Source organism: Stenotrophomonas sp. Steno-Z1 (assembly GCF_056393175.1).
The window spans coordinates 1-16486 of sequence record NZ_JBWJPB010000015.1 but is presented as its reverse complement, the minus strand read 5'-3'; the positions used below and the strand labels follow the sequence as shown (position 1 = coordinate 16486).

12 protein-coding genes and 1 tRNA gene are annotated in these 16486 nt (G+C 63.4%); all 13 read right to left on the bottom strand.

The features are described from left to right. A partial coding sequence (locus AC06FD_RS20375; RefSeq protein ID WP_049472324.1) for a GTP-binding protein occupies positions 1-129 on the bottom strand: 129 nt, incomplete at its 3' end. 53 nt (positions 130-182) lie between these two features. Further along, positions 183-2324, bottom strand: a complete 2142-nt coding sequence (gene fusA, locus AC06FD_RS20370) for an elongation factor G (RefSeq protein ID WP_259210325.1) — start codon at positions 2322-2324, stop codon at positions 183-185. Between the two features lie 135 nt (positions 2325-2459). After that, positions 2460-2927: a 30S ribosomal protein S7 gene (gene rpsG / locus AC06FD_RS20365; RefSeq protein ID WP_017356009.1), complete on the bottom strand. Its 468-nt coding sequence runs from the start codon at positions 2925-2927 to the stop codon at positions 2460-2462. 12 nt (positions 2928-2939) lie between these two features. Beyond that, on the bottom strand, positions 2940-3314 hold the full coding sequence (gene rpsL, locus AC06FD_RS20360; RefSeq protein WP_017356008.1) for a 30S ribosomal protein S12: 375 nt from the start codon (positions 3312-3314) through the stop codon (positions 2940-2942). 373 nt (positions 3315-3687) lie between these two features. Continuing rightward, positions 3688-7926 carry a DNA-directed RNA polymerase subunit beta' gene (rpoC, locus tag AC06FD_RS20355; protein WP_259210321.1) on the bottom strand — a complete coding sequence of 1413 codons (4239 nt, stop codon included), beginning with the start codon at positions 7924-7926 and terminating at the stop codon, positions 3688-3690. A gap of 89 nt (positions 7927-8015) precedes the next feature. Next, positions 8016-12170 (bottom strand): DNA-directed RNA polymerase subunit beta, encoded by a 4155-nt coding sequence (gene rpoB, locus AC06FD_RS20350; RefSeq protein ID WP_259210319.1) that lies wholly within the window; start codon positions 12168-12170, stop codon positions 8016-8018. Between the two features lie 398 nt (positions 12171-12568). Then, positions 12569-12934, bottom strand: coding sequence for a 50S ribosomal protein L7/L12 (rplL, locus tag AC06FD_RS20345; protein ID WP_259210318.1), 366 nt, complete (start codon positions 12932-12934; stop codon positions 12569-12571). 62 nt (positions 12935-12996) lie between these two features. Beyond that, positions 12997-13530 (bottom strand): 50S ribosomal protein L10, encoded by a 534-nt coding sequence (gene rplJ / locus AC06FD_RS20340; protein WP_259210316.1) that lies wholly within the window; start codon positions 13528-13530, stop codon positions 12997-12999. Positions 13531-13917: 387 nt separating this feature from the next. Continuing rightward, positions 13918-14616 (bottom strand): 50S ribosomal protein L1, encoded by a 699-nt coding sequence (gene rplA, locus AC06FD_RS20335; RefSeq protein WP_017356003.1) that lies wholly within the window; start codon positions 14614-14616, stop codon positions 13918-13920. Positions 14617-14620: 4 nt separating this feature from the next. Further along, positions 14621-15049 carry a 50S ribosomal protein L11 gene (rplK, locus tag AC06FD_RS20330; protein ID WP_259210315.1) on the bottom strand — a complete coding sequence of 143 codons (429 nt, stop codon included), beginning with the start codon at positions 15047-15049 and terminating at the stop codon, positions 14621-14623. Between the two features lie 234 nt (positions 15050-15283). Next, positions 15284-15844, bottom strand: a complete 561-nt coding sequence (gene nusG / locus AC06FD_RS20325) for a transcription termination/antitermination protein NusG (RefSeq protein ID WP_259210314.1) — start codon at positions 15842-15844, stop codon at positions 15284-15286. Between the two features lie 10 nt (positions 15845-15854). Continuing rightward, complete coding sequence (secE, locus tag AC06FD_RS20320) at positions 15855-16262, bottom strand: preprotein translocase subunit SecE (protein WP_259210312.1); 408 nt, start codon at positions 16260-16262, stop codon at positions 15855-15857. 49 nt (positions 16263-16311) lie between these two features. Further along, a tRNA-Trp gene (locus tag AC06FD_RS20315) sits at positions 16312-16387 on the bottom strand. Positions 16388-16486 lie beyond the last annotated feature (99 nt).

The following is a 16486-nucleotide window of genomic DNA, read 5'->3' as shown; positions in this document are numbered from 1 at the left end:
TTCGCCACCGAAGCGCTCGGCACCGATCTTGGTCAGTGCGGCGGTCAGCGTGGTCTTGCCGTGATCGACGTGACCGATGGTGCCGACGTTGACGTGCGGCTTGGTGCGCTCGAACTTACCCTTTGCCATTGTTGTATACCTTGGATATCAGAAAAGAAGGAGGTGGAGTCCCGAGCTTACGCTCAGGACTTCTTGATCACGGTTTCAGCGATGTTCGACGGAGCCGGCTCGTAATGGTCGAATTCCATCGTGAACGTCGCGCGACCCTGGGTCTGCGAACGCAGCGAGGTGGCGTAGCCGAACATTTCGCCCAGCGGAATCATCGCGTTGATGATTTCAGCCGAACCGTCACCGGTCACGCTCGAACCCTGCAGCATGCCGCGACGACGGCTCACGTCGCCCATCACGTCACCCTGATAGTCGCTCGGGGTCACGATCTCGACCTTCATGATCGGCTCCAGCAGGACCGGCTTGGCCTTCTGGAAGCCCTGCTTGAAGGCCATCGAGGACGCCAGCTTGAACGCCATTTCCGAGGAGTCGACGTCGTGGTACGAGCCGAACACCAGCTTGACCTTGACGTCCACGACCGGGAAGCCCGCCAGCGGACCGCTGGTGATGGTTTCGCGCAGGCCCTTTTCGATCGACGGAATGAATTCCTTCGGAATCACGCCACCGGTGATGTCGTTGATGAACAGGAAGTCGTCCTTGATCAGCGGCGCGATCTTCGGGTCGGCACGATCGGCATCGGTGATCGGCGACAGTTCGATCACAACGTGACCGTACTGACCCTTACCACCGGACTGCTTGGCGTGCTTGTAGTCCGACTTCACGTCCGACATCTGGATCGTTTCGCGGTACGCAACCTGCGGCTTGCCGACGTTGGCTTCAACGTTGAACTCGCGCTTCATGCGATCCACGATGATGTCCAGGTGCAGCTCGCCCATGCCCGAGATGATGGTCTGGCCGGATTCTTCGTCGGTCTTGACGCGGAACGACGGATCTTCCTGGGCCAGACGGCCGAGGGCCAGACCCATCTTTTCCTGGTCGGACTTGGTCTTCGGTTCGACGGCCATCGAGATGACCGGCTCCGGGAACACCATGCGCTCCAGGATGATCGGGTGGTCCTGCGAGCACAGGGTGTCACCGGTGGTCGTGTCCTTCAGGCCCACGGCCGCGGCGATGTCACCGGCCAGCACTTCCTTGATTTCTTCACGATCGTTGGAGTGCATCTGCAGGATGCGGCCGATGCGCTCCTTCTTGCCCTTCACCGAGTTCAGCAGCTGGTCGCCGGCATTCAGCGTGCCCGAGTAGACACGGAAGAAGGTCAGCGCGCCCACGAACGGGTCGGTGATGATCTTGAAGGCCAGCGCCGAGAACGGCGCCTTGTCGTCGGACTTGCGGCTCAGGGCGATGGTTTCATCGTCCACGTCGGTACCGGTCACGTCCGGCACGTCGATCGGCGACGGCAGCAGCTGCACCACGCCGTCCAGCATGGCCTGCACGCCCTTGTTCTTGAACGCCGAACCGCAGTACATCGGCACGATGTCGGTGGCCAGGGTGCGCACGCGCAGGGCTTCGACGATCTCGGCCTCGGTCAGCTCTTCGCCGCCCAGGTACTTTTCCATCAGCTCTTCGCTGGCTTCAGCCGCGGCTTCGATCATGTAGGTGCGGGCCTCTTCGGCCTCCGCCTGCATGTCGGCCGGGATCTCCAGGTACTCGAACTTCATGCCCTGCGAGGCTTCATCCCAATGGATGGCCTTCATCTTGATCAGGTCGACGACGCCCTTGAAGCCTTCTTCAGCGCCGATCGGCAGCTGCATCGGCACGGCGACGGCGCCCAGCTTGGCCTTCAGCTGGCCAACGACCTTGGTGAAGTTCGCGCCGGTGCGGTCCATCTTGTTGACGAAGGCAATGCGCGGCACCTTGTACCGGTTGGCCTGGCGCCACACGGTTTCCGACTGCGGCTGGACGCCACCGACGGCGCACAGCACGAAGACGGCACCGTCGAGCACGCGCAGCGAACGCTCGACTTCGATGGTGAAGTCGACGTGCCCGGGGGTGTCGATGATGTTGAAGCGGTGCTCCGGCAGGGACTTGTCCATGCCCTTCCAGAACGCGGTGGTGGCAGCGGACTGGATCGTGATGCCACGCTCCTGCTCCTGCTCCATCCAGTCCATGGTGGCAGCGCCGTCGTGCACTTCACCGATCTTGTGGCTCTTGCCGGTGTAGAACAGGATGCGCTCGGACGTGGTGGTCTTGCCGGCATCGATGTGAGCCATGATGCCGAAGTTGCGGTAACGCTCGATGGGAGTGTTGCGGGCCACGGGAGCCTCTCGATTTCTTGGAATTCGGATGGCCGAACGCCGCCTTTCGGCGGCCTTCGGATTGGCGCGGCACCCCAGGTGCCGCGAGGCGGCACTAAGTCGTGCCGCCGCGCCTGTTTTGCAAGGCCGTCAAACTCACCAGCGGTAGTGGGCGAATGCCTTGTTGGCTTCGGCCATGCGGTGGGTTTCTTCGCGCTTCTTGATCGCGCCGCCACGGTTTTCCGAGGCGTCCAGCAGTTCGGCAGCCAGCTTCTTCGGCATGGTGTTCTCACCACGCTTACGCGCCGAGTCGATCAGCCAACGCATGGCCAGGGCCATCTTGCGCGACGAACGCACTTCGACGGGCACCTGGTAGGTGGCACCACCGACACGGCGGGACTTGACTTCGACCGACGGAGCCACGTTGTCCAGAGCCTTCTGCACCAGCTCGACGGAGTTCGGGTTCTTTTCGCCGATCACGTCCATGGCACCGTAGACGATCTTTTCAGCGACCGACTTCTTGCCGCTCAGCATCACCATGTTGATGAAACGAGCGATGGTTTCACTTCCGTGCTTCGGATCCGGCAGGACAGAGCGCTGCGGCGTATTACCTTTACGAGACATGTGTACTTTCCCTTAGCTCTTCGGACGCTTGGCGCCGTACTTGGAACGGCCCTGGCGACGCTTGGCAACGCCGGAGGCGTCCAGCGAGCCACGCACGGTGTGGTAACGCACACCCGGCAGATCCTTGACGCGACCGCCACGGATCAGGACCACGGAGTGTTCCTGCAGGTTGTGGCCTTCGCCGCCGATGTAGCTAATCACTTCTTCCTGGTTGGTCAGGCGAACCTTGGCAACCTTGCGAAGCGCCGAGTTCGGCTTCTTCGGAGTGGTGGTGTACACGCGCGTGCAGACGCCACGGCGCTGGGGGCACTTATCGAGGGCCGGGGAGGCACTCTTATAAGTGGTTGCCTGCCGCGGCTTGCGGACAAGCTGATTGATCGTCGCCATCAGTATGTTCTTCTGAGAGAGGCCAATGAAAAAACTGGCCATTGAATGCGGAAATGTGCGAGCAGGCGAGAAACCGGCCTGCTGAGACAGACGATTGTAGCAACTTGGCGAAAACGCAGTCAAATGCGCACGCGCCAAGCCAGCCCTGATCCCGGGCCGTTACAGGGGAGCCTTCTCCATGCCCCCCGTTCAGGTTGTCAAGCCGGTCCTTTGCAAGACCGGCCGGCATCCTACCTCATCGGCAGGCGTCCGACCAGTGGCCGACGCTGCTGATTCATCGGTCCGACCGCTGGCCGGACCCGGTGCCGGGCGGGCGCCGACCGGAGTCGGTGCCCTGCCCTGCCGCCGACCCGGCCGGAGCCGGGCCCGCGTATTACTCGTCGCTGCCCGGAGCCTGTTCAGCTTCGGTCGACTCGACCACGGCCGCCGGCGCTTCGACCACGACCGGCGCACTGCCGGACAGGGTCTGCATTTCCGAATCGGTCAGGCCCGACGCGTTGCGGCGACGGTTGGCGTGGTAAGCTAGGCCGGTACCGGCCGGGATCAGACGGCCGACGATGACGTTTTCCTTCAGACCGCGCAGGTTGTCCGAGGTGCCGCGAACGGCCGCTTCGGTCAGCACGCGGGTGGTCTCCTGGAACGACGCCGCCGAGATGAACGACTCGGTGGCCAGCGAGGCCTTGGTGATGCCCAGCAGGACCGGATCGAAACGGGCGATGAGCTCGTTGCGGCTGGTCAGGCGTGCATTTTCCTCGATGACGCGCTGGCGCTCGGCCTGCTCGCCATTCAGGAACTTGCTGCTGCCCTGGTCGGTGATCTCGACCTTGCGCAGCATCTGGCGGGTGATCACTTCAATGTGCTTGTCGTTGATCTTCACGCCCTGCAGGCGGTACACGTCCTGGATTTCCTTGACCAGGTAGGCCGCCAGCGGCTCGACACCCAGCAGACGCAGGATGTCCTGCGGGCTCGGCTCGCCGTCCACGATGGTTTCGCCCTTGGTCACGTGCTCGCCTTCGAACACGATCACCTGGCGGTACTTCGGGATCAGCTCTTCGTGCTCGGAACCATCGGTGTCCTTGATGATCAGGCGCTGCTTGCCCTTGGTGTCCTTGCCGAAGCTGATGATGCCGGAACGCTCGGCCAGGATCGCCGGATCCTTCGGCTTGCGCGCTTCGAACAGATCGGCCACGCGCGGCAGACCACCGGTGATGTCACGGGTCTTGGACGCTTCCTGCGGGATCTTGGCGACCACGTCGCCCACGCCGACGGCGGCGCCGTCCTGCAGGTTGACGATGGAACGCGGCGGCAGCAGGTACTGGGCCGGCAGATCGGTGTTCGGGATGGTCAGGTCATTGCCCTTGGCATCCACGATACGCACGATCGGACGCAGGTCCTTGGCCTGCGAACCACGACGCTTCGGGTCGGTGATTTCACGCGACGCCAGGCCGGTCAGTTCGTCGGTCTTCTCGATGACGGTGACGCCGTCGATGAAGTCGATGAAGCGGATGAAACCCGCCACTTCCGACACGATCGGGTGGTTATGCGGATCCCAGTTGGCCACGGTCTGGCCAGCCTTGACCGCATCGCCGTCCTTGGACGTGATGGTCGCACCGTACGGCAGCTTGTAACGCTCACGCTCACGGCCGTGGGCATCGAGCACCGACATTTCGCCCGAACGCGAGACCGCCACCAGCGAACCGCTGGCGTGCTCGACCGACTTGAGGTTGTTGAACTTCACCGAACCGGTGGTCTTGACGGTGATGTTGTCCACCGCAGCCGCACGCGACGCCGCACCACCGATGTGGAACGTACGCATGGTCAGCTGGGTACCCGGCTCACCGATCGACTGCGCGGCGATGACGCCGACCGCTTCGCCGATGTTGACGATGTGGCCACGGGCCAGATCGCGGCCGTAGCAATGGGCGCAGACGCCGAAGGGCGAGGCGCAGGAGATGGTCGAACGGACCTTCACCGACTGCACGCTGGCGTCTTCAAGCTTGGCCACCCACGCTTCGTCCAGCAGCGTGTTGCGGGTCACGATCGGATCTTCGTCATTGCCCGGCAGGAACACGTCCTCGGCAACCACGCGACCCAGCACGCGCTCCTTCAACGGCTCCACGACGTCGCCGCCTTCCACGATCGGGGTCATGGTCAGGCCTTCGGTGGTACCGCAATCCACCTCGGTGATGACCACGTCCTGCGCCACGTCCACCAGACGACGGGTCAGGTAACCCGAGTTGGCGGTCTTCAGCGCGGTATCGGCCAGACCCTTACGGGCACCGTGGGTGGAGTTGAAGTACTCCTGCACGTTCAGGCCTTCACGGAAGTTCGCCTTGATGGGCGTTTCGATGATCGAGCCATCCGGTCGCGCCATCAGGCCACGCATACCGGCCAGCTGGCGGATCTGCGCCTGGCTGCCTCGTGCACCGGAGTCGGCCATGATGTACAGGGAGTTCATCGACTTCTGGTCGATGGTCTCGCCCTTGGCATTGACGACCTTCTCGGTACCGATGGTGTCCATCATCGCCTTGGCGATGCGTTCATTGGTACGCGACCAGATGTCGACGACCTTGTTGTAGCGCTCGCCGGCGGTGACCAGGCCCGACTGGTACTGCTCCTGGATTTCCAGCACTTCGGCTTCGGCCTCGGTGAGGATGCCCTTCTTCTCGTCCGGGATCAGCATGTCGTCGATGCCGATCGACACGCCGGCGCGGGTTGCGTAGGCGAAGCCGGTGTACATCAGCTTGTCGGCGAACACGACCGTGTCCTTCAAGCCCAGCTGGCGGTAGCTGGAGTTGATCAGGCGGCTGATGTTCTTCTTGGTCAGCTCGGTGTTGGCCAGCGCGAACGGCAGGCCTTCCGGCAGGATTTCAGCCAGCAGGGCGCGACCGATCGTGGTGTCCACGATCGAGGTCTTGTTCTGCTTGTTGCCGTCTTCGTCGGTCACCACCTCGGTGATGCGGACCTTGACGCGCGCGTGCAGTTCCACCACGCGGTTGTCGTAGGCGCGCTTGACTTCGGCGATGTTGGCGAAGGCCATGCCCTCGCCCTTCTTGTTTTCCAGCGAGCGGGTCATGTAGTACAGACCCAGCACCACGTCCTGCGACGGCACGATGATCGGCTCGCCGTTGGCCGGCGACAGGATGTTGTTGGTGGACATCATCAGCGCACGCGCTTCCAGCTGGGCTTCCAGCGAGAGCGGCACGTGGACGGCCATCTGGTCACCGTCGAAGTCGGCGTTGAACGCGGTGCAGACCAGCGGGTGCAGCTGGATGGCCTTGCCTTCGATCAGGACCGGCTCGAACGCCTGGATGCCCAGACGGTGCAGGGTCGGCGCACGGTTCAGCATGACCGGGTGTTCGCGGATGACCTCTTCCAGGATGTCCCAGACTTCGGCTTCTTCGCGCTCGACCAGCTTCTTGGCGGCCTTGATGGTGGTGGCCAGGCCACGACGCTGCAGCTTGGCGAAGACGAACGGCTTGAACAGCTCGAGCGCCATCTTCTTCGGCAGGCCGCACTGGTGCAGGCGCAGGTACGGACCGACCACGATGACCGAACGGCCCGAGTAGTCGACGCGCTTGCCCAGCAGGTTCTGGCGGAAGCGGCCCTGCTTGCCCTTGATCATGTCGGCCAGCGACTTCAGCGGGCGCTTGTTGGTGCCGGTGATGGCACGGCCGCGACGGCCGTTGTCCAGCAGCGCATCGACCGATTCCTGCAGCATGCGCTTTTCATTGCGCACGATGATGTCCGGCGCGTTCAGCTCGAGCAGGCGGCGCAGGCGGTTGTTGCGGTTGATGACGCGGCGGTACAGGTCGTTCAGGTCGGAGGTCGCGAAGCGGCCGCCGTCCAGCGGGACCAGCGGACGCAGGTCCGGCGGCAGCACCGGCAGCACGGTCATGACCATCCACTCCGGACGGTTGCCCGACTCGAGGAAGGCCTCGACCAGCTTGATGCGCTTGGTCAGTCGCTTGAGCTTGGTTTCCGAACCGGTGCTGGCGATTTCTTCGCGCAGGCGGGTCATTTCCGACTGCAGGTCGATGGTGCGCAGCAGTTCGTACACGGCCTCGGCGCCCATGGCGGCGTCGAAGTCGTCGCCGTGCTCCTGGCGCGCCTGCAGGTACTGTTCTTCGGTCAGCAGCTGGCGGCGCTCCAGGGCGGTCAGGCCCGGCTCGGTCACCACGTACGCTTCGAAGTACAGCACGCGCTCGATGTCACGCAGGGTCATGTCCAGCATCAGGCCGATGCGCGACGGCAGCGACTTGAGGAACCAGATGTGCGCGACCGGCGAGGCCAGGTCGATGTGGCCCATGCGCTCGCGGCGCACCTTGGCCAGGGTGACTTCGGTGCCGCACTTTTCGCAGACCACGCCGCGGTGCTTCATGCGCTTGTACTTGCCGCACAGGCACTCGTAGTCCTTGACCGGCCCGAAGATGGCGGCGCAGAACAGGCCGTCACGCTCCGGCTTGAAGGTACGGTAGTTGATGGTTTCCGGCTTCTTCACTTCGCCGAAGGACCACGAACGGATCAGGTCCGGCGAGGCCAGCGCGATCTTGATCGCGTCGAAGTCCAGCGTCTGGCGCTGCTGGTTGAAGAGGTTCAGCAAGTCTTTCATGGTGTTTCTCCGAAAGGAGGAAATCTTGTCGATGGGGCTGTCGAGTCACTTCCGGCGGCGCGGCTGCCGGGGCAGCCGCGCCTGCACGATCAGTTGTCTTCCAGTTCCATGTTGATGGCCAGCGAGCGGATTTCCTTCACGAGAACGTTGAAGGACTCCGGCATGCCCGCGACCATCTCGTGCTCACCGTCGACGATGTTCTTGTACATCTGGTTGCGGCCCTGCACGTCATCGGACTTCACCGTCAGCATTTCCTGCAGGGTGTACGCCGCGCCGTAGGCTTCCAGCGCCCAGACTTCCATTTCACCGAAGCGCTGGCCGCCGAACTGCGCCTTGCCGCCCAGCGGCTGCTGGGTAACGAGCGAGTACGGGCCGGTCGAACGGGCGTGCATCTTGTCGTCGACCAGGTGGTTCAGCTTCAGGTAGTGCATGTAGCCGACGGTGGTGTGGCGATCGAATGCCTCACCGGTGCGGCCGTCATACAGCTGGGTCTGGCCGCTCAGCGGCAGGTCGGCCAGGGCAAGCATGTGCTTGATCTCGGCTTCGGTGGCACCGTCGAACACCGGGGTGGCCATCGGCACGCCGTCGGTCAGGTTGCCGGCCAGGCGCAGCAGCTCCTCGTCGCTGAACTGGGTCAGGTCGACGTGGTTGGCGTGCTGGGTCTTGTCGTGGTTGTAGACATCGTCCAGGAACTTGCGCAGGTCGTTGATCGCGGCCTGGGCTTCCAGCATGCCCTGGATCTTGCGACCCAGGCCCTTGGCGGCCCAGCCCAGGTGCACTTCCAGGATCTGGCCGATGTTCATACGCGACGGCACGCCCAGCGGGTTCAGCACGATGTCCACGGTCTCGCCCGAGGCCATGTACGGCATGTCCTCGACCGGCACCACGTTGGAGACCACACCCTTGTTGCCGTGGCGGCCTGCCATCTTGTCGCCCGGCTGGATGCGACGCTTCACGGCCAGGAACACCTTGACCATCTTCAGCACGCCCGGGGCGAGGTCGTCACCGGCGGTGATCTTGCCGCGCTTGTCGGCGAAGCGACGCTCGAATTCCTTCTCGTGCGCCTGGATCTGCTTCTGGGCGCGCTCGATGGCTTCGGCGGCGTCGTCGTCCTTCATGCGCAGCACGAACCAGTCGGCCTTCTTCAGGCCGTCCAGGTAGGCGTCGGTGACGCTGTCGCCCTTCTTCAGGCCGGCACCACCGTTGACCACCTTGCCCACGATCTGCGAACGCAGACGGGCGTAGATGGCCGCTTCCAGGATGCGGAACTGGTCGTCGAAGTCCTTCTTGACGCGCTTGATCTCGTTTTCCTCGATCTGGCGCGCACGCTTGTCCTTCTCGATGCCGTCGCGGGTGAAGACCTGCACGTCGATGACGGTGCCGTCCATGCCCGGCGGCACGCGCAGCGAGCTGTCCTTCACGTCCGACGCCTTCTCGCCGAAGATCGCGCGCAGCAGCTTCTCTTCCGGGGTCAGCTGGCTTTCGCCCTTCGGGGTGACCTTGCCGACCATGATGTCGCCGGCGCGCACTTCGGCACCGATGTACACCACGCCGCTCTCGTCCAGGCGGTTCAGGGCCTGCTCGGAGACGTTCGGGATGTCGGCGGAGATTTCCTCCGGCCCCAGCTTGGTGTCACGCGCGACGCAGGTCAGCTCTTCGATGTGGATCGTGGTGTAACGATCCTCTTCCACCACGCGCTCGGAAAGCAGGATGGAGTCTTCGAAGTTGTAGCCGTTCCACGGCATGAAGGCGATCAGCATGTTCTGGCCCAGGGCCAGTTCGCCGATGTCGGTGGACGGACCGTCGGCCAGCACGTCGCCACGCGCCACCACGTTGCCCACTTCGACCAGCGGACGCTGGTTGATGCAGGTGTTCTGGTTGGAGCGGGTGTACTTGATCAGGTTGTAGATGTCCACGCCGGCGTCGGTCGCGTCGGTGATCTCGGCCTCGTTGACCTTGACCACGATGCGGCCGGCGTCGATCTGCACGATCTCGCCGCCACGACGGGCGTTCACGGTCACACCCGAGTCACGGGCCACGGCGCGTTCGATGCCGGTACCCACCAGCGGCTTCTGCGCACGCAGGGTCGGCACGGCCTGGCGCTGCATGTTGGCGCCCATCAGTGCACGGTTGGCGTCATCGTGCTCCAGGAACGGGACGAGCGCGGCAGCGATCGACACGGTCTGCATCGGCGAGACGTCCATGAAGTGGACTTCCGCCGGCGGCTTGAGCAGCGACTCACCCTGGAAACGGCACGGCACGAACTGCTCGGTGAGCATGCTCTTGGCATCGGTCAGGGCGTTGGCCTGGGCGATGACGTACTCGTTTTCTTCGATGGCCGACAGGAACTCGATCTCATCGGACACCTTGCCGTCGGCGACCTTGCGGTACGGGGTCTCGAGGAAACCGTACTGGTTGGTGCGGGCGTACACGGCCAGCGAGTTGATCAGGCCGATGTTCGGGCCTTCCGGGGTTTCGATGGTGCAGACGCGGCCGTAATGGGTCGGGTGCACGTCGCGCACTTCGAAGCCGGCGCGCTCACGGGTCAGGCCGCCCGGGCCCAGGGCCGAGACGCGACGCTTGTGGGTCACTTCCGACAGCGGGTTGTTCTGATCCATGAACTGCGACAGCTGCGAGGAGCCGAAGAACTCCTTGATGGCTGCGGCGACCGGCTTGGCGTTGATCAGCTCCTGCGGGGTCAGGCCTTCGGATTCGGCCATCGACAGGCGCTCCTTGACCGCGCGCTCGACGCGGACCAGGCCCACGCGGAACACGTTCTCGGCCATTTCACCGACCGAACGCACGCGACGGTTGCCCAGGTGGTCGATGTCATCGACGACGCCACGGCCGTTGCGGATCTCGGTCAGGACCTTGATCACGTCCAGGATGTCGGAGCTGTCGGCGTGCTCGGCGACCAGGCGCTTGGACTCTTCGTCGTTGCGCTCACCGAAGTACTTGCGGTCGTACAGCACGGCTTCGCCGGTGACTTCCTTGCGGCCGACACGGCGGTTGAACTTCATGCGGCCGACCGTGGACAGGTCGTAGCGCTCGAAGGTGAAGAACAGGTTGTGGAACAGGTTCTGCGCGGCATCCTTGGTCGGCGGCTCGCCCGGACGCATCATGCGGTAGATCTCGACCAGGGCTTCCAGCTGGGTCTTGGTCGGATCGATGCGCAGGGTGTTGGACAGGTACGGGCCACGATCCAGGTCGTTCACCCACAGGGTGCCCACGGCATCGACGCCGGCCTTGCGGAAGGCCTGCAGCTGTTCGTCGGTGATTTCATCGTTGGCCTGGGCCAGCAGTTCACCGGTGTTGGCGTCCACCACGTCGTGCGACAGGATGCGGCCGACGATGTAGTCGTCCGGCACGGCCAGGGCGGCGATGCCCGAGGCTTCCAGCTGCTTGACGTGGCGCGCGGTGATGCGCTTGCCGGCTTCGACGATGACCTTGTCGCCGTCGGCCAGGTCGAAGTTCAGGGTCTCGCCGCGCAGGCGCTCGGCCACCAGTTCGAGCTGCACACCTTCATCGGGGTTGATGTGGAAGGTGTTGATCTCGAAGAACTCGGCCAGCATTTCTTCGTTGCTGTACCCCAGCGCACGCAGCAGGATCGACACCGGCAGCTTGCGGCGACGGTCGATACGGGTGAACAGGGCGTCCTTCGGGTCGAACTCGAAGTCCAGCCAGGAGCCGCGGTACGGGATGATGCGGGCGCTGTACAGCAGCTTGCCCGAGCTGTGGGTCTTGCCACGGTCGTGGTCGAAGAACACGCCCGGCGAACGGTGCAGCTGCGACACGATGACGCGCTCGGTACCGTTCACGATGAAGGTGCCGTTGTCGGTCATCAGCGGGATTTCGCCGAGGTAGACCTCCTGCTCCTTCACGTACTTGATGGCCTTGGTCGACGACTCGCGGTCGTAGATCACCAGGCGCACGGTCACGCGCAGCGGCGCGCCGTAGCTCATGCCACGCTGGCGGCATTCGCGCTCGTCGAACACCGGTTCGCCCAACTTGTAACCGACGTATTCCAGCGCGGCGTTGCCGCTGTAGCTGGCGATCGGGAAGACCGACTTCAGGGCGGCGTGCAGGCCCAGATCGCGGCGCTTGGCCGGATCGATGTTTTCCTGCAGGAATTCACGGTAGGAATCCACCTGGATGGCGAGCAGGAAAGGCACTTCGAGGATCGAGCGCTGCTTGCCGAAATCCTTGCGGATACGCTTCTTTTCGGTGAACGAATATGACGTCATGGGGTCTCACCTTGGCTGTGCGGGCCGCCGTACAGGCGCGGCCCGAAGGGAACATGAAAATTGTCAGTTGGAAGTCGCTGGTATTGCCGGCACCAGCACGCCTTCTCCCGCTACTTCCAACTGCCAACTCGCCGGCCTGGGGCCGGAAAGGTCAGCCGACCAACGGTCGGCTCTACTGCAGCCGACCAACGGTCGGCTCTACACCAGCCGACCAACGGTCGGCTCTACAGCAGCCGACCAACGGTCGGCTCTACAGCAGCCGACTCACGGTCGGCTCTACAGCAGCCGACTCACGGTCGGCTCTACCGGTCGTTGTCGCAACAACGACCAAAGGCCGGGGGCTTACGCCCCCAGCCTTGGCTGCATCGCCGTGATTCGATGGCGAGGCAAGGAACTGCTTACTTGACTTCGACAGTCGCGCCAGCAGCTTCCAGGTCCTTCTTGAACTTGGCAGCGTCGTCCTTCGAAGCGGCTTCCTTGATCATGCCGCCGGCTTCTGCCAGGTCCTTGGCTTCCTTCAGGCCCAGGCCGGTGATGGCGCGGACAGCCTTAATCACTTCGACCTTCTTGTCGCCAGCCGACTTCAGGATGACGTCGAATTCGGTCTGCTCTTCAACGACGGCAGCCGGGCCAGCCACAGCGGCGGCGACCGGAGCAGCGGCGGAGACGCCGAACTTCTCTTCGATGGCCTTGACCAGCTCCATCACTTCCATCAGGGACTTCTCGGCGATTGCGTCGACGATCTGTTCGTTGGTAAGGGACATTTTGATTACCTTTGGATAATTTTCTGGGTTGAGGTTCCGTCAGGAACCACGGAAACGTCGACTCAGGCGGTTTCGGCGACCGGCTCGGCAGCGTCAGCGGTTTCACCGCCACCCTGCTTGTCGGCCACGGCCTTGACGGCACGGGCGAACATCGTGACCGGCTCGGACAGGACGCGGGCCAGCATGGCCAGGGCCTGATCACGGGTCGGCAGCGAGGCCAGCACGTCGACATGGCCAGCCGGGAACAGTTCCCCGCCGATGGCCACGACCTTTGCCTGCAGCTTGTCGTTGGTCTTGGCAAAATCCTTGATCAGGCGACCGGCTGCGCCGGGCTCCTCGAGCGAGAACGCGTACAGCAGCGGACCGACGAGCGCGTCTTTGGCGCATTCGTATTCGGTACCTTCCACTGCACGTGCCGCCAGCGTGTTCTTGACAACTTTCAAGAAAACGCCGGTTTCGCGTGCCTGCTTGCGCATCGCGGTCATCTGGGAGACCGTGGTGCCAGCGTATTCGGCTGCGATCAAGGAGTGAGCCTTGGCGGCGACTTCTGCCAGCTCCGCGACTACTTCTTGCTTCTGGGACAGATTGAGAGCCATTGCACTCCTCCAATTGAACTCCGCTTACGGCTCCTGCCGCGCGCGGTCCTGGGCGGTATCCATCCTGGACGCCGGGAACATCAGGTGATGTTCCAAGGGTGGGCCGTTCTAGACCTGGATGGCCAACCTGGGTAAACCCAGACGTGCGTAAACCAGAAAAACTCCAGAAGGGCACCATCTACGCAGGGTGATTCCCGGGGGAATCGATTAAGCGGTCGGTACTGCGCCGGCGGCGACTCCTTGCCAAAGCGAGCATCCCTGCCCGTCGCCGGTACGCACTGACCGCGCCTGCGGTCTTTGACGGCTATCGTCGCGGGGCGGACCCCACTCGGATTGCCTTCAAATATCGCGGGCACCGGACCTGGGCCCGGCACCCGCTTGAAACGATTACTTCAGGGTCAGCGACGACTGGTCGACGGTGACGCCCGGGCCCATCGTCGAGCTGACCGAAACCTTCTGCAGGTAGGTGCCCTTCGAGGTGGCCGGCTTGGCCTTGATCAGGTCCATCAGCAGCGCCTGCAGGTTCGACTTCAGCGCGTCTTCGGCGAAGTCGGCCTTGCCGATGGTGCAATGGATGATGCCGGCCTTGTCGGTGCGGTAACGCACCTGACCCGACTTGGCATTCTTGACGGCTTCGCCCGGGTTGGCCGAAACGGTGCCGACCTTCGGGTTCGGCATCAGGCCGCGCGGGCCGAGCACGGTGCCCAGCTTACCCACGACGCGCATGGCGTCCGGGGTGGCGATGACGACGTCGTAGTTCAAATCGCCGGCCTGCATCTTCTCGGCCAGGTCGTCCATGCCGACGGCTTCGGCGCCAGCGGCCAGGGCTTCGTCAGCCTTGGCACCGGCCGGGGCGAAGACGGCAACGCGCACGCTCTTGCCGGTACCGGCCGGCAGCACGGTGGAACCGCGCACCTGCTGGTCGGACTTCTTGGCGTCCACGCCCAGGCGCACAGCGACGTCGAAGGACTCGACGAACTTGGCCTTGGTAGCGGTCTTCAGGATCTTGATGGCGTCCTCGAAGGCATATGCCTTACCCGGGACGACGGCGGCCTTGATGGCCTTCTCACGCTTGGTCTGTGCCATCTTCTTAACCCTCCACCACGAGGCCCATGGAACGGGCAGAACCGGCAATCGTGCGCACCGCGGCGTCCAGGTCGGCGGCCGTCAGGTCGGCTTCCTTGGTCTTGGCGATTTCTTCCAGCTGCTTACGGGTCACCTTGCCCACCTTGTCGGTGTTCGGGCGCTTGGAGCCCGAGGAGATGCCTGCAGCCTTCTTGAGCAGCACGGCGGCCGGGGTGCTCTTGGTGATGAAGGTGAACGTACGGTCCGAGTAGGCCGTGATGATGACCGGGACCGGCAGGCCCGGCTCATGCTTCTGCGTGGCGGCATTGAAGGCCTTGCAGAATTCCATGATGTTCAGGCCGCGCTGACCCAGCGCAGGACCGACCGGCGGCGAGGGGTTGGCCTGACCGGCCTTCACCTGCAGCTTGATGTAACCGACAACTTTCTTTGCCATGTGAGTACTCTCCGGGTGCTAGCGCCTTGCGACAACAGGCTCCCCATCGGACCGGGAATCACGCGTCCCGGCATCGCGTTTTGAATTCACGCAGAAGGCCACCTTGCGGCGGCCCTTGCTTTTTGCCAGCTTCCTGGCAGGAAGCCGCGCACTATATCAGGTTTTTTCTTCACATGCCTGTACAGGCATATGGGTCGGACCGCGGAGCATGCCCCGCCGGTCCGGGCAGGCGCATCAGGCCTGCTTTTCGACCTGGCCGAACTCGAGTTCGACCGGGGTGGCACGACCGAAGATCAGCACCGAGACGCGCAGACGGCTCTTCTCGTAGTTGACTTCCTCGACCACGCCATTGAAGTCGTTGAACGGGCCTTCGGTGACGCGGACCATCTGGCCCGGCTCGAACAGCACCTTCGGACGCGGCTTTTCGACGCCTTCCTGAACGCGATCGAGGATGGCAGCAGCCTCTTCGTCACGGATCGGCAACGGACGGTCGGCGGTGCCGCCGATGAAGCCCATCACCTTGGAGGTGTCCTTCACAAGGTGCCAGCTTTCGTTGTCGATACGCGGAATGCCGTTTTCTTCGTGGGTCTCGATCTGGACCAGCACGTAACCCGGGAAGAACTTGCGCTCGGAACGGCGCTTCTGGCCGGAACGCATTTCGACCACTTCCTCGGTCGGGACCAGGACATCACCGAAGCGCTCCTGCATCTCGTCACGCACGATGCGATCGCGCAGAGCCTGCGCAACCGACTTTTCGAAGCCCGAATAGGCGTGAACGACGTACCAACGCTTCACTGGTTTCTCCTTATCGACCCAGGAACCACTGGGTCGCTTTCTGAATCAGGAAATCAAATCCGCCCAGCAGCAGGCTGAGGATGATCACAACCACGATCACCACCCAGGTCATGCGGATGGCTTCCTGGCGGGTCGGCCAGACAACCTTGCGCAGTTCGAAACGCGATTCGGAAAGGAACTCACGCGTGTCGCGACCTTTGCCGGTCATCAGGAACACGCCAACGCCGGCCACCAGGCCAACGACAACGGCCAGACCGCGAAGCGGACCGGCCCATGCACTCTGGGACGCATGCTCAGGGGTGCCGAACCAGTACCAAGCAAAAAGACCCGCCAGCACCAGAAGAGTTGCGGCGGCGTACTTGACGATGTCACCTCCGGTAGAGGTGTTGTCCTTGGAATGCTCGATCTTGCTGTTCATCCGGCTCTGGCTGCTGAGGCGGCATGGCATGGCCGCTGGAAGGGAGAAGTGGCACGCCAGGAGGGACTCGAACCCCCAACCTGCGGTTTTGGAGACCGCTGCTCTGCCAATTGAGCTACTGGCGTACTGAAAAACTGCCTTCCCTTAGACGGCGAAGGCGGACCGAGGTTCCCGGCCCGCCATTCGCGAGACCGGCGGAGCTATGCAACCGCCGGTTTGACGAA